The sequence below is a fragment of the Pseudoalteromonas sp. G5_S1_14_S5 genome (assembly GCF_054968605.1).
Genome location: NZ_JBQKUM010000049.1, coordinates 22,415 through 37,486, shown reverse-complemented (window position 1 = coordinate 37,486; position 15,072 = coordinate 22,415). Strand labels below are relative to the sequence as shown.

The 15,072-nt window shown below is 42.8% G+C and carries 12 protein-coding genes; 6 read left to right on the top strand and 6 right to left on the bottom strand.

Annotated elements, in window-relative coordinates; translation table 11 throughout:
* Nucleotides 1–847: 847 nt before the first annotated feature.
* A complete protein-coding gene (locus ACTRWI_RS15080; RefSeq protein ID WP_499132511.1) occupies nt 848–1,681 on the top strand; it encodes an EAL domain-containing protein in 834 nt (277 codons plus the stop codon).
* A gap of 164 nt (nt 1,682–1,845) precedes the next feature.
* Here the strand turns inward: ACTRWI_RS15080 and ACTRWI_RS15075 are convergent, their stop codons facing one another.
* Nucleotides 1,846–2,805: a TDT family transporter gene (locus ACTRWI_RS15075; protein WP_499132509.1), complete on the bottom strand. Its 960-nt coding sequence runs from the start codon at nt 2,803–2,805 to the stop codon at nt 1,846–1,848.
* A gap of 231 nt (nt 2,806–3,036) precedes the next feature.
* A complete protein-coding gene (gene clcA / locus ACTRWI_RS15070) occupies nt 3,037–4,443 on the bottom strand; it encodes a H(+)/Cl(-) exchange transporter ClcA (RefSeq protein WP_499132507.1) in 1,407 nt (468 codons plus the stop codon).
* Nucleotides 4,444–5,030: 587 nt separating this feature from the next.
* Between clcA and ACTRWI_RS15065 the strand changes: the two genes are divergently transcribed.
* The 3 genes from ACTRWI_RS15065 to ACTRWI_RS15055 all read left to right on the top strand — a co-directional run bounded on the left by ACTRWI_RS15065 (nt 5,031) and on the right by ACTRWI_RS15055 (nt 8,310).
* Nucleotides 5,031–6,014: a CobW family GTP-binding protein gene (locus ACTRWI_RS15065; RefSeq protein ID WP_499132506.1), complete on the top strand. Its 984-nt coding sequence runs from the start codon at nt 5,031–5,033 to the stop codon at nt 6,012–6,014.
* Between the two features lie 181 nt (nt 6,015–6,195).
* On the top strand, nt 6,196–7,482 hold the full coding sequence (locus ACTRWI_RS15060) for a DEAD/DEAH box helicase (RefSeq protein ID WP_499132504.1): 1,287 nt from the start codon (nt 6,196–6,198) through the stop codon (nt 7,480–7,482).
* 207 nt (nt 7,483–7,689) lie between these two features.
* Entirely contained in the window at nt 7,690–8,310 is a 621-nt protein-coding gene (locus ACTRWI_RS15055) for a LysE family translocator (RefSeq protein WP_499132502.1), read from the top strand.
* A gap of 209 nt (nt 8,311–8,519) precedes the next feature.
* Here the strand turns inward: ACTRWI_RS15055 and ACTRWI_RS15050 are convergent, their stop codons facing one another.
* Nucleotides 8,520–10,547: a PhoX family protein gene (locus ACTRWI_RS15050; RefSeq protein ID WP_499132500.1), complete on the bottom strand. Its 2,028-nt coding sequence runs from the start codon at nt 10,545–10,547 to the stop codon at nt 8,520–8,522.
* Nucleotides 10,548–10,801: 254 nt separating this feature from the next.
* Here ACTRWI_RS15050 and ACTRWI_RS15045 point away from each other — a divergent pair, with 254 nt between their 5' ends.
* On the top strand, nt 10,802–11,143 hold the full coding sequence (locus ACTRWI_RS15045) for a YggL 50S ribosome-binding family protein (protein WP_499132498.1): 342 nt from the start codon (nt 10,802–10,804) through the stop codon (nt 11,141–11,143).
* A gap of 361 nt (nt 11,144–11,504) precedes the next feature.
* Here the strand turns inward: ACTRWI_RS15045 and ACTRWI_RS15040 are convergent, their stop codons facing one another.
* Together ACTRWI_RS15040 and ACTRWI_RS15035 are read right to left on the bottom strand one after the other, a co-directional pair.
* Nucleotides 11,505–11,969, bottom strand: coding sequence for a hypothetical protein (locus ACTRWI_RS15040; RefSeq protein ID WP_499132496.1), 465 nt, complete (start codon nt 11,967–11,969; stop codon nt 11,505–11,507).
* A gap of 148 nt (nt 11,970–12,117) precedes the next feature.
* Nucleotides 12,118–13,047, bottom strand: coding sequence for a DMT family transporter (locus ACTRWI_RS15035; protein WP_499132494.1), 930 nt, complete (start codon nt 13,045–13,047; stop codon nt 12,118–12,120).
* 230 nt (nt 13,048–13,277) lie between these two features.
* Between ACTRWI_RS15035 and ACTRWI_RS15030 the strand changes: the two genes are divergently transcribed.
* The gene (locus tag ACTRWI_RS15030) at nt 13,278–13,736 is read left to right on the top strand and encodes an Lrp/AsnC family transcriptional regulator (protein ID WP_499132493.1); all 459 of its coding nucleotides are present in this window, start codon (nt 13,278–13,280) and stop codon (nt 13,734–13,736) included.
* Between the two features lie 648 nt (nt 13,737–14,384).
* Here ACTRWI_RS15030 and ACTRWI_RS15025 read toward each other — a convergent pair.
* Entirely contained in the window at nt 14,385–14,972 is a 588-nt protein-coding gene (locus ACTRWI_RS15025; RefSeq protein WP_499132491.1) for a hypothetical protein, read from the bottom strand.
* Between the last annotated feature and the right edge of the window lie 100 nt (nt 14,973–15,072).

Genomic DNA, 15,072 nt, shown 5'->3' with positions numbered 1-15,072 from the left:
TCACAGTGTGAGGCCTTTAGTATATATGACTAGGATTCTATAGCTTTGATTTTCTGTGATCGTAGACTTTATTAACGTATGTGATTTAACCACTGATTAAGAACCTTTGAGATAGCTTGAAAAAGTCATGCTTTTTCAAGTTCAATAGGTGATAAAGCGGAGTATGTTCCTGTAAAGAAGGTTCGTTACATTTTTTTCACACGAACTAGGCGACAATTCGGGGTGACTGAAATAATCAACAGGTATGGTCCTGTTTTTCAGGAGTAGAGATGCAGGACGTAATTTTATTTTTTAAAGTTGATTTACTGGAGAAAATTGCTGCTTGGCGCTCGCTAAAGCCGAGTGGCCAAAGATAAACTTGAAAACTTATAATGGACAATTTTCGTGAGCGTCGATGAAAAAAGCACCTAACGTTACAAATAGGCTTTAAACAGCTAAAGTAAGTTCCGTGAACAAGTAACTATTCGAAAAGCTAATGAAACTTACGAAATATCTTTTTTAAATTCAAGATAATCTGATTTGACACGCCAACATTGATTAAAAACTATAGGCTACAGAAAATAAGAAAAAATTCAAAAGCAGAGATATAAAAAATGAGTATGGGAGTCTCAAACTTCTGTTTATGTAATAAGAGTATATTTTTACTAAAATTCATATTTCTACACGCATGTTTTGAGAGAGTAAAGCAAGTATTTAACCTTGGATATGAGTGAGGAAATCAGCTTTAAATATAACCCTTGTCACATTTTTATAAATCATTATGATGCTTAAATCTATTATTAAAATTAAAGGTGTTGATAGTTGTGGTGGTTTGTGGTTCAAAAAAAGGTCGTGGGTTGGGTAGCAAATGATTACTTATAATCAAGATGAACAGGTTTTTGAAATACAGATTCTGGGATACAGAATACAGAGCGTTTACCAAGAAATTAAAGCAGAAAGTGGTCTGATTTATGGGTTCGAAGGGCTCTGTCGTGCAACGAAAAATGGGGAAAACGTAAGTTTCAAGAAATTGTTTAGCTTCTTAGAGAAGCTTGATGATGATCTAGAGTTTAAAGTGAAATTTGCGATCAATGTTATGCATATTCGTGGCTTCGTAGAGTCGGAAATCTATGATGAAAAAATTAAGCTGTTTCTGAACTTTAGTCCATGCTTCTTTAGAGCACTCTCGAAACAAGACAGACTAATCAGTGATTGTATAAAGCATATTCATACAACTGGTATCAAATTAGAGCAGATAGTCGTTGAGATAGTTGAGGACTACTGTCCAATCGATGAGATCACTAACTTTTACGATGGTATAAACAAAATCAGGTCTCAAGGCGTGTTAGTTGCGATTGATGACTTCGGTACCGGTTGGTCCGGTTTTTCGAGAGTTGCAGCTATTAGCCCGGACTATATTAAAGTAAGTCGAGAACTGTTGGTGGCGAGTCAGGTTGGGTTAACGGAAGAACTAGAAGAGCTAAAAGTTATTTGCGGATTAAAAAGTACGATGTTGATTTATGAGGGCATTGAGTGCATAGAACAGCTGGCATTGGCGAAGGCGTTTGGCTCAGATTTATATCAAGGTTACTATCTATCTTTCCCACGTAAGCACCCGTTTCAGCGTAAAGTTAATCACCAAGCAAAAATAGAAAAAACAATAAAAAATAATGCATTTACTAGTATCCACCTGAAATGCTAATTACTTATTAAAGTTAATGCTTTAGTGTTTTTACGACATTCACAAAAAATTTCCTTGGCAAATGGACTTGCCACATTTCTTCGTTTATAGAATCTTCCTTTCTAGTTTCCTAACAAAAGTAATGTTCATGAACTTCAGGATAATATGATCAACTTAAGTTAGACTCATTCCGCTTTTTTCACTAGTTGGCTGGGCCGGTATAGCTCGGGCCAGTACATCTTCACGTAACCGCCAGCGACCCAAATGACTAGGATAGTTGCGATGGTCAATTCGAAGAAACCAAACTTGTGTAACCAGTACCACTGTGGATACTCGGCACCGAAAAAGGTGGTTAAACGATGCATAGCGATAGCACTAATTACCGATGGAAAGGTTACCGCAGCAATGGAAGGTTGGAACTTCAGTCGCATGAGCCTTACATAGCATAAGTAGATCAGCAACGTCATGGTAATAGCAATACCTGCTAAAGCACCTGTCAGAATTGGGTCGGGGTGGTCGAAATTAACCAAGTAAGCGGCAAGCGACAAGTTCACTGGAGCTGCCATGATTGCTAGTGTCGGTCTTGCTCTACGAGGGAGGTTTCCTTCAAACACCAAGCGGTAAAGCACTACAGGCAGTAAGAAGAAGTAGATACCGACACAGGTGGCTGCAAGCGTTTCTGAAAACACTGTATGCCCAAATTGGGTACCTGCCAGCGAACTACTGATCAACCCCACAGGATATAGGAACCAGCTTGGAACGATGTTAGACATCTTGAAATTGATGATCTGGAAACCGAAGAACAACACCATCATCGAAAAATGAAGTAATAGGGCACAGAACCATATTGGGTAGGCGATTATTGGTGATATTTCGGCTAAATAGTCACATAGGATCAACAGTGCCATGCTCATTGGCGCCATCAAGCTTCCACTAAGTGGGTGACGAATGTCATTAATGAAGGTATTTAGACTTGTCAGGTAACGAAGTAAAACAGGTAACAGAAGCAGCGCACCAAGTGAAGCGAGGTAGGGGCGAATAACGTCACCTATGCCTGGTATATATAAAGCCCAAGCTTGTCCTAGGCCTATAATACCAAGTGCTAAAGATGCCTGAGATGGCGGCACGTTTTTTACTTGGGTCAACCTTCTCCAGTTCAACGACTTTCTCCAACTTAGTGACTTATAAAACAATGGTTAGCAATAAAGCTTTTACTCTATTTAATGCGTGTAGTTGTGCCATCAATAGCTGTTGAGGGCGCTCAGCTAATTTTGCGTGGATGATAGCAACTTTAACGTTTGCTTTTTTGACTTTGATGTGGAATCGGGACATTAAGCACGTTGAATGTGTACTTTTGCTCTATGAGTCATTTGTTATTAACGACCTTCTTCTTGTTGAGGGAGGTCTTGTTGTCTCAACTTCTCATTCTTAAGCGTGCGATTAAGTAATTGGCTGTAGATTGGTTGACCACCTAGCATTTGCGCAAAGATAACGGCACCAAGGCAGGTAATGATCAAAGGTAAGATCAGATAATAGTTATTGGTCATTTCGATAACTAGCAATATACCTGTAATCGGTGCGCGTACAGTTGCTGCGAACAGTGCGCCCATACCTGCAATCGCAAACATACCTGGCTCTATATTTAACTCAGGGAAGAATGCAGCTGCGATAAGCCCAAATGCATAACCGAAGAGTGTACCCAGTGCTAGCATAGGAGCGAAAATGCCGCCCGGTGCACCAGAGCCGAAACAGAGTAGAGTGGTAAGCACGCGTCCAAGGAAAATTAGCAGCAATATGTTGGTGCTGTAATTACCATTGGTGACATTTGGGATAATACCGATACCACCGCCAGTCAATTCAGGGATGTAGAGAAGCAATAAGCCAAAGCAACCACCGAGTAATGTACCTGTCATCAAGTAACGTTTGCGGTCGTTTTTGTGTATTGCGACAAACATGTCCTGTGAAAGGGTGATCAGTTTATTGAAAATTACCCCGAACATTCCGAACAGTACGCCTAATAACAAGAATAACCAAAGTGCACTCAGTTCAGGCTGTTGATATTGGGGCATGGTAATGACAGCCGACTGCCCGTTGATAGAACGAAATACAATGTTGGCTGAAACGGCAGAAATGATAACGGCTTTGATAGAAATGAGAGAGTAGCGGAACTGTGGTCGCATCTCTTCTACAACGAACATGATTCCAGCCAAGGGGGCATTGAATGCAGCTGCTAAACCACCAGCTGCGCCAGAGGCAAGCAGTGAGTGTCGGCTGTCGTCGTCTTTTACATGGAAGATGTCAGTGACCATGCGACCAATGCTGCCACCCATTTGCACGGTTGGTCCTTCACGACCTAACACCATACCTGAACCTAATGCGCCCATACCGCCAAAGAACTTGACAGGTAGAACTCGCCACCAACGAACCGGACGCATCCCGTCCATCGCGCCTTCAATCTCAGGGATACCGGATCCTGCGGCTTCCGGGGCAAAGCGGTGAACAAGAAAATAACCAATGAAAGCAAAAGCAGCACTAATAATAAACGCAGACAACCAAAGTGGTAGATGGTTGCCCAGTTCATCTTTTAGCCAGTCGGTACGTGTTTCTGTTATGAAATGCACTGCAACTTCGAAGTAGGTACCAACAACACCGGCAAGGATACCAACAAGGAAAGAAAGGATGAGAACTGAAACGGGGGCTTTGTCTCTAGAAAGAAATTGGTTAATAGCACCCCTTGGCATTTTTGCTAAAAGGGACTGCTTAAATTTCTCTCTATTAGTCATTGAAGTTAGGTTCCTGAGTTGATGCGGCGGGGCTTAGGTAAATTATACGCCTACTCTGCTTATCCTATAGCAACAAAGATGCAAAGTTGAATTTCATTTATGAAAGGAGTGTATTACATAAATAGATTGTATAAAGGATATAGTGGAATCACCGTCACAATTTTGATCGAATCTACGGCGCTAACTTGAATTACTGTCAAAATGAACCATAGTTAATTCGTAAAGCAACATAACTAGCCGCAAGGAGACATGAGGTTTTACACACAATTTGGATGGATTCAAAAATACAAAGTTCTAGTTCCTCGTTAAATGCTCAGGTCGATATTTAATCCTGATTCGCGAACTCACGATTGAGTAACGAGGGTGAGGCGTACTCTTGAAGTACGCCTTTAATTTGTTTGGAGCATCCAAAGCATTTCCTTTCCCTAGCGCCAAACCTTCTAATACTCACACTCGCTTCTTGTTTCACTTTCTCTTGGCCTAGGTCTCTAAGTCTTATATTCAATTTATCAATCTAAGTATAAACAAGCGATTGGGGTCAACTTTTCGGTGATTGAGTATATACTCCCTTAAAAAGGAGAACTGATATGACCAAAAAAGTTCCTACGAACATAATTACGGGTTTCTTAGGTGTTGGTAAGACAACTGCTATCTTGAACCTATTGAAAAATAAACCTGAGAATGAGAACTGGGCTGTTCTGGTTAATGAGTTCGGTGAGATTGGTATTGATGGTGCACTGATGACAGATCAAGGCGCATTGATTAAAGAAGTGCCGGGTGGCTGCATGTGTTGTACTGCTGGCGTACCGATGTCGGTGGGCATTAATGCGTTGCTTCGTCAAAAGCCTGACCGTCTGCTGATTGAGCCAACAGGCCTAGGACATCCAAAGCAGGTTATTGCTACCCTAACTTCAGAACAATACACGCCATACGTTGCTCTTAAAGCGACGTTAGGTTTGGTAGATCCGCGTAACTTATCCAACGAAAAATACACCTCTAATCAGAACTTTAATGATCAGTTAGACAGTGCTGATGTGATTCTTGGTACTAAAGTTGACCTTGTTCACTCTGAAGACATCGATATATTTAACGATTGGGTAACGGATCAAACGCCAGCGAAAGTGTTCCATAAGTTGATTCACGATGGTGAAGTGCCTCTAGAAGTGTTGGACATTGAGCGTGTGTACGGCAGTGCTTCAACTCATCTTGAATCACACCATCATGATCACGCTGAACAAGAACCTCAATTCGAACTTCCTCCGGGCGAAGCGTTCATCCGCAAGGAAAACAAAGGGCAGGGTTACTTTAGCTGTGGCTGGTTGTTTGGCGCTGAGTATAAATTCGATTTCGATGCGCTATTCTCAATGCTGTCTGATTTAACGGCTGAGCGCGTTAAAGCGGTGGTTAACACCGACCAAGGTTGCTTTGCTTTCAACGTCGCGAATCAAGTTGTGTCAGTCAATGAAATCACACTAGATGGCTTTGAATCACGACTGGAAGTTATCGACTCACAGCTTATGCCTTGGGGCGATCTAGAGCAGATCTTGCTCAAGCTGTGTGGCATCAAATAGGGTTTATTCTCTGTTTGAGCCTAATAATCGGGTGTTTGCTTCGCGGTTCGTGTGGTAAACACCAGATTAAGTGAGAAAATTTGCGTTATATCACGATAAATGTGAGATAAATCACTCTAATTACTTTATAGTGCTCGGCTGAAATAAGAATGTAGGCTGTCTGCTTAAGGAACTCGTAACAATGTCATTTTCCTCTCAAGGTTTTGCTCCTGAATTAGTCAAAGCGCTGACTGAGTGCGGTTATGAAAAACTCACTCCAATTCAACAAAAAGCAATTCCAATGGCTCGTAAAGGCCATGATATTTTTGCTACTGCTCAAACCGGTACAGGTAAAACAGCAGCATTCTCATTGCCTGTTATCCAGCATCTACTGAACAGTGGTAAAAAAGCATCTCGAGGAACGGCTCGCGGCCTTATTTTAGCTCCAACTCGTGAGCTAGCAGCGCAGATTGCTCAAAACATTAAAGACTACGTTAAATACACAGAATTAAGCGTTTCTGCGGTTTACGGTGGTAACAAGATGTCTTCACAGGTTCGTCAATTAGAACTAGGTGTTGATATTCTGGTTGCGACGCCAGGCCGTTTAGAAGAGCACTTAGAAGCGGGTAACGTGTCTATTGCTAACCTAGAATTCCTCGTATTTGATGAAGCTGACCGTATCTTAGATATGGGCTTTATTAATGCGGTTCGTAAGATCATGTTGGATGTAGAGACTTCTCCACAAATCATGATGTTCTCTGCGACCACATCAACGCAGTTAAACCAACTGTCGGTTGATATCTTACGTAAGCCAAAACGAATCAGTGTTGAGCGTGAAAACTCAACGGCTGCAACGGTAGGTCACGTAGTTTACCCTGTGGATCAAGAGCGTAAAACAGAGCTATTGTCTGAGCTTATTGGCCGTAAAAACTGGCGCCAAGTGCTGGTTTTTGTGAACTATAAAGAAACCGCTAACGAAGTGGTTAAAGAGCTTAAACTAGACGGCATCAAAGCAGTATTGTGTCACGGTGATAAAGCGCAAAGTGCTCGTCGTCGTGCTCTAGATGACTTTAAAGAAGGTAAAGCACGTGTAATGGTAGCAACTGATGTTGCGGCTCGTGGTCTTGATATTGAAGACTTACCACACGTGATTAACTACGACATGCCTTTCTTAGCAGAAGATTATGTTCACCGTATCGGTCGTACTGGTCGTGCAGGTAAGCAAGGTCATGCTGTTTCTTTCGTTAACCGCGAAGAAGAGTTAACCGTGGTGCAGGTTGAGAAGCTGATTCAACAACGTATTCGTCGTGTTGAGCAACCGGGTTATGAACCTAAGAAGCGTGATGCTTACATCGAGAAGCTAAACACGAAAGCGGCATTCAAAAACCGCCAAGGTCGCAAGAACAACGCGAACGATGGACCACAAGATCAAGCAAGCGCAGAACGTCGTCTAGCGATGATGAAGCGAATTAAAAACCGTCGTAAGTAAAATTACGGTTGGTTATAGAAAAGAGCCACTGTATTGTGGCTCTTTTGCGTTTTTGGGCGCGGTGTTATTTATAAACACAGTTGTTTTACATAAATGCTTATTCTGGCGTTTGTGTTCATCGATTTTCCAATCTCCCAATTTTCAGTGAACTGTTTCTCAATGGGGAAACAGTGAATTTCAAGCAGTAACAAGGCAGTAGGTAATAATATGGATAGCGCGCTACTTTTGGCTTTCATCCCCACGTTTTTCTTTGTTTCGATCACCCCGGGCATGTGCATGACTTTGGCCTTAACACTGGGTATGAGTATTGGCTATAAGCGTACATTGTGGATGATGATTGGTGAGCTAGCTGGCGTCGCTGTGGTCTCGGTTGCAGCAGTGCTAGGCATTGCCTCAATTATGCTGAATTACCCATGGCTATTTACTGGGTTTAAGTTTGTTGGCGCAGCTTACTTGTTCTACTTGGGTGTTCAGATGTGGCGTTCGAGAGGCAAGCTGGCCATCAGTACCGACACTCAAAATACCAAAGTGAATAATGACTGGGATCTCGTGGTTCAGGGCTTTGTGACTGCGATTGGGAACCCGAAAGGCTGGGCATTCATGATCTCTCTGCTTCCTCCTTTTATCAACAGCAGTAAAGATTTAGCGCCGCAACTGATGATTTTGGTGTCTATTATCTTGGCTTCTGAATTTGTTTGTATGACTCTGTACGCGACAGGCGGTAAGAGCCTTAAGCATATGCTAGGTAAGGCAGATAACGTTAAGTTGATGAACCGGATTGCTGGCACATTAATGATGGGTGTTGGTGTGTGGTTGTTTGTGAGTTAATTCTGCTTTAATGACAGCAAGCATTGAGATCCCCGACTCAATCGTTCCTCCTTCTCGATGATGATGAGAGCTTGCGGTGATGATGAGTTTTGAGACTCGGAATCGTACGTAAATCGAAGATTGACCAGAATAGAAAAGAGCTATAGGGCATTTGGCCTTATCGCTCTTTTTGTATTACTTAGATAACTAACGCTGTATTGCTTTGTTTGTTAAACCGCGATCTCACCACCGTCTTCACGGCGAATCACAACGGTAGATGCTCGTGGGCGAACGTTACCTTGAGTCTGGGCCGTTGCATCATTCGATGATGGCCAGTTCGCAGGATGTTGAATGTTCACAAACAATGATTTGAAGTCTGGGCTGATGGTAAAGCCAGTCACTTCACAACCGTTTGGACCCACGAAGAAACGCTTTAGCTGTGCTTGATTGTTTACATCAATGACCGCGCTGTTGCCTTTGTCATCCGTTAATTGAGATGGAACTACTGCCAGCATTTGGTCATTCGTATAGCCCGTTACTTCGTCTGCACCGTTATCCGTTTGAATCCATAGGATGCCACGTGCATCAAACGCTAAGCCATCAGGGCTCGCAAATTGGTTCATGTCTGTTAGACCAGAGCGGTTGATAGACTTATCTCCCACAGCAGGAGAACCGAATACAAAGATATCCCAATCGAATTCGCCAGCGGTTTTACCTTCATCCCAACGGACAACATGACCAAACTTGTTGTTTACACGAGGGTTCGCTGAATTAGCTTCTTTACGCTTGTTGTTGTTTGTTAGCGTTAGGTAAGCCGTACCTGTCATTGGGTCAACAGAGCACCATTCAGGGCGATCCATTGGAGTTGCACCTACAAGGTCGGCAGCGCCTGCTGTATTGACGATAAGTGCGGCTTGTGAATCAAACGTATCACCTAGCTTGCCACCGTTTGTGGTTTTGCTACTTAGTGTTAATGGCAACCACGTACCTGAACCATCGTCGTTGAACTTAGCTACATACAGCGTTCCCTTGTCCATGTACTTGTCGCCCGCGCTTAGGCGGTTGCTTGGCTCAGCGTCACGTGGGTCCCATTTCGCTTCAGAAACAAATTTGTACAGGTATTCGAAACGAGAGTCGTGACCCGAGTAGAATACGATTGGTTCGCCTTCGGTTAGCTTACCAAACGTACAACCTTCATGACGGAAGCAACCTAGAGCGGTACGCTTCTTCGCTCGTGAGTTTGCTGTGTACGGGTCGATCTCAACAATGTAACCGTGACCGTGTGCTTCGTTACGGTAATCGTCCATAGGAGAATTAGCGATTGGTGTCACATCAAAGCGTGCAAACTCATCCAAACGCTCTTGTTTGTCACCAGAAAGCGTGTCCCAACCGTAACGTGTTTTATCTGTCGCGATACCGATGCGCTCTTGAGCAGGTGTAGTTGCCCCTTTATTGACGAAGTAACCTGGCCAGTTCTCTTCACAAGTGAGGTAAGTGCCCCAAGGTGTGTAGCCGTTTCCACAGTTATTTAATGTGCCACGAGCTTGGCTGCCGTCTTGTGAGAATTTCGTTTTGGTGAACTCACTGTGAGCGACAGGACCAGACAGGTCCATCACAGTGGCGCCAGTGTAGCGGCGGTTAAGTGGGTCGTCATCGACCATTACCCACTGGTTGCCTTCAAGCTTCACGCGAACCACACTTACGCCGTGCGCGTTGATTTCTTTACGTACTTCATCAATCTTAGGGCGAGCGCCTTCATTGTATGTAGGACCATTAGCATGAAGTGCTTTTTGGTCAATGTATTCGTGATTGATGACCAACAAACCATCATTGCTGTTGCCATCAAGCGGGAAGAAGTGCATGCCATCGTGGTGCATACCTAGAGCATTAGCTTGGTCCTGTGCATTGTTGGTGCCGTCTTTTAGCCAAGCATTGCCTTGCTTATTGAGAGGCGTTCCCCAAGGAACTAGCACTTGTGCTGTATAGCCTTTAGGCACAACCACGCTGTCTGTTAATGAGCCTTTAACCGATTCAAATGCTAGTGTCGCAGTACTTTTTTGCGCGCCCGTAGCTTGCATTGTTGACGCGTTAGCTGTGCTGTGACCACTTAAACCGAATGCACCAAAGGCGGTCATTGCGCTAATGCCTAAGCCGCCTTTCAAAACGTTTCTTCTTGAAAGGTTTGCTTCTAGAACCTCTTCAAAGGGTTTGTTGTTACTCTTGTTAAAACGAGTGCTATCAAATGTTTCCTTGCTCATCGCAACTGCTTCCTATTGGTTGACTTTATTATTTGTTATTTATGACTTACAAAGTTAATAACTAATTGGTTAATAACTTGGGTAAATTTGTGACCAATCGTGAAGTAGTAAAGTGACAGATTTTTATAGTTTTTATTAAGCTTTTGTTTCCGTAGCACGATTTTTGTCTCAAGGATTTTTATGTAAGATAAAACTCTTGGGCATTGCGTTAGAACTGTGTATAAATGCTTGATCAAACGAAGAGAGAGACAGTTATGAAATTAGATAAGATCGAAAACAAAAATCGTCGTCTACGTAAAAAGCTATACCTGGGTGAATTCGCGATTCTTGGCTTTGAAGTAAGCTGCAAAACATCGATTACTGATTTTGACCAATACGATGTGTTCATTGATGAATTCATCGACTTCATCGATAGCATTGATTTGTGCTTTGGTGGTGGCGGCCTTGAGTTGTTTGAAGGTTTCTTATGTTCGATCGAGCGATACCGTTCAGTAACTGAAGCTGAACAACTTCTGGTTGCACAATGGCTTGAAGCGCGCGCTGAAGTAACGAAAGTTGAAGTAAGCGAGCTGATTGACGCAAACTACGCGTTCTAAATTGATCCTATAGCGTTAGCTTTGCTTAGAGAGCAACACGACTTTTTGGACGAGTAACAATACACAAAACAGAGGCCGAATCGGCAATTCGATTCGGCCTTTTTGCGTTTTGACTTAGAGAAGGATTCGAAGCGGGTTAGGGTGGTTATTCACAATGGAGTGGAGCGTGAAGCGCCGAATGGTTCATTGGGTATCGGGACTAAAAATGCGCAGTCGATATTGATGCTGCATCACAGCGTACTAAAAACCACAAAGGCAGAGAACTCATTTCAGCAAAGCTTTTACTTGCCTTCTGTGTAGTTCATTCTGCCTTTGTAATGAGCAGGGCTGTTTTGCGGCAGCCTGTTGAAGATTAGGGACGTTACGCGTTTTTTTTCTCTTCGTTGCCTTCATTCACTTTTGCATAGAAGTGAAGCAGCTCTGTGAGTTCTTTAACCCAACCAAACGCATCTTTTGGTGCGTTCTTTAAGATCTTCTCAACTTTCTCACAGTGCACTTCAATTGCGATCGCTTCTTCAAGGTTGAAAGAGATCGAGTAGAAATGCCATAACAGCAGGCGAGTCATGCGTTCAATGTTTTGTTGTGAGTTTTCTGATTCAGAGAATGCTAGGTTTACTTCGCCTAATGCAATCGCTGTCATTCGTAGCATTGCATCGAACTTCGCTGATTGCATGCGTTCTTCGCTGGTCACTTCTTCTTGTTCGAATGTGAATAGCTCTGTCATTGCGTCTTCAGGAACAAGGCGATGGATCATTCTTAAACTAAATTCTTCTAGTTCATGACGGGGCATGGTGATTAAGCAATTTAAGGTGTAGTCGCGTTGCATGGTGTTCTCTTGAATCGTCAAAAAGGTCGCACAGTTTAATAGAGAAGCGGGCTGAGAAAAAGAAGATTTTAGATAAGCCTGCAAAGGTAGGCTTATCTAGACATCGTTGTTGTGAAAGTGAGTAGTAGGGATGATTGAGCAAGCGCAGTTAAGCCTTGCTGTGAGTGGGAGGCTGATACTGCATTGATTGATCATTTCTCATAAAGATATTGCTCGCTACCAAGCTGCCAATACAAATAGAACCAAGAGTTAGCCAAGTTAGCGTGTCAGGGATCTCGCCAAACAATGGGATAGCCAGCAGAGTTGCAATTGCGGGTGTTGCGCTGCCGAATGCTGCTGATCGTTCCGCTCCTAAGGTCTTTACAGCATAAAGGTATGTGAACGCTGCTATTAAACCTGCGCCAACGCCTTGTACTGCAGAGTGCACAGCAAGCTCGGTAAATGGCCATCGAGCGATGGGTGTGTCTGCTAGATGGCTAGGGAGCGACCCGTTAACAATAAGAAGCAATAATAGTAACGTTGAGCAGAGAGAGATGAAGCCAGCACTTACCAATGCGTCAAGATTGGCCACACGAGCAGAAATTGTAAATATCGCCCACATCAAGCTTCCGCATAAGAATAGCATGTGTCCTTTGGTGTATTCGAAGTTGAAACTGCTTAAGCTCGCACCTAAAAACAGCATGATTCCAAGTAACACCATCGCTAATCCGGCTACTCGATGTCTGCTCAGTGGTTGCTTAAAAAAGAGGACCGCAATGCCTGTAACAAACAGAGGCAGTGTCCCAGGAACTAACGCACTACCGTGAGAAACCGGAACAAACTGCATTGCTGTACCAGCGACAAGTAGATAAGGCAGCCCACTACCAATGAACATACCGAGTAAGTATCGCGTAGGCACCGTAGTGACGATGTTACGGGCTTTCCATACTAGTGGCAGTAGCACGAGGGCGGGTATGAAGAAGCGTGTGAGAGCTATGTCTGCGGGCGTTAAATTTGAATTGGCGCCACCTTTTAGTGAGAGAAAAAAACTCGCCCAGATCAGTAAAGTGACAATAATGGAAAGGTAGCCAAGCTTCATAATATAAACAAACAAGTGAGTGATGATTAATTATGATGGGATTCGTGTGCTTTAAGTTGGCAAAATTGAATGAACTTTTACTTACTATTGGTGATTTTTGCTAACATGGCGAAAATTATTAGTGCTTACAACTATTGTTGTGGTCTTTAGGTTTACCACGTTGATTGGTGGTAAATCTAAATGGGTGCTGCTCTCATTGCTCTTTTTAATACCAAAGGATAAGTCGCGTTATGGATAGAATAGATAGACATCTTCTTGAATTACTACAAAAAGATGGTCGATTGACAACGGCTGAACTCGCTGAGGAGGTCGGGTTATCTGCGTCTCCATGTGCTAGGCGTATCAAAAGGCTTGAAGAAAAAGGGATTATCGACGGCTATCGCGTGAGCTTGTCGCGAGAAAAAGTTGGTGTGGCGATGAGCGTGTTTGTAGAGGTGAGCCTAAATAATCACCAAGAAGTGTCGATCGAGCACTTCGAAGGTGCGATTGTCGAGATGGAGGAGGTAATCAGTGGTCATGTTGTCTCTGGCGCTTATGATTATCTTTTAGAGGTGGTTAGTCCAAACTTAATGGCTTATGAAGCATTTACTAGGAAACTTCAGCGGCTATCTAACGTCAAAGACATCCATACTCATCTAGCGATAAGGCAAGTAAAAGGTAATACCCCTCTTCCAGTGTATACCGACTAACCCGATTGAAAACTTGGTGGTTATTGGGGAAAGTGAGCTGAAAACCACATTGTTTGATCTTTAGATAACAATGCGAAGATGTCCCAAGATTTTTCACAAGATGCCAAACTAAATACAATAAAAAACGGAGCACCTCGTGAAAGGTACTCCGTATATGATAGGTGCAAAACTTAGTGATACTTAAAGTTAGAGATTGAACAATCTCCGGTTTGTGTATTAATTCTGAATGAAAAAGCATGTGAATGATAATCCACACCGTCATTCCAGATTGTTTCTCCAAATATCTTGCATAGCTCTAATTCACTTACTGAACCGAACTCTTCCATGTGTTTAGCTACAGATAAAAGCTTAGCTCTTATTTCTGCAGTCCATTCCGTTTTACTCAAGCAGTTGAAAGCCATAGTTTTTTGCATATTACCTAGCCAAAATGTTTCTTGTTATTAAGTTATATGAATATTCATGATAACAATTTTTTGGCGTTTGTAAATCTATTTTGTGATGAATATCTCACATAATCACTTGCATTGGTTGGAAGTTGAACCTTGTTGTTGATAGTTCGCACATTATTTTTACAATTTATTGATAAAGATTTGATTCAGGCTGAGTTGAATACATTTTCATCAGCCATCGTTGATTTTGCTAATAAATCTAGCGAAGCGGTTCGTTTGATTGAACGCTTCCCAGTTCATTTGATTGGCGTGCAGCATCGATCATTGTGGCTTCCTGACGATACTTAAACGATAGTTGCCTGAACTTTTCACTAAGCACATTAAGGTCTTGCGCGAGAGACTGCGAGCTCTTCACATGTGACAGTGCACTTGCTGACTGGTGGATTAGCTTAGCTTTATCACAATCTTGAGCCATTGCTTCCCATAATTGAGCAAGAGAATGAGCGCCTTCTAGTTCGGTCGATACTACATATGATTGTTTAAGCAGAACTTCGGAGATATCGTAAGCGGTATTCATGTGGCTGTTGAGTTGTGTATTAAATCTTTGTTCGTATTTTGCCCAAAGTTCAACGGCTTGCTCTCCATTGAAATCTTTAGACAGTAGGGTCTGTGACTCATAGGTTGAGAGAACTTGATTGAACTCTTTTGTATATTGGTTATAGCGAGTCTCAAAGGCGAGCTGACGAGCTAGGATCGTTTGCCAGCTCTCACTGTTACATTCACTGGCTAATACCACACTAGCACTCAAAGAGACGTTTATGATTAGAAACTTACCCCAAAAACTCATGGTCTTCCTCTACTCGCGATGTTATCAATATAGAGTATAGATGAGCTGATGCGTGAGTTGATGTACACTGCAAATTCACTTCAAACGGATAAGCTGGTGG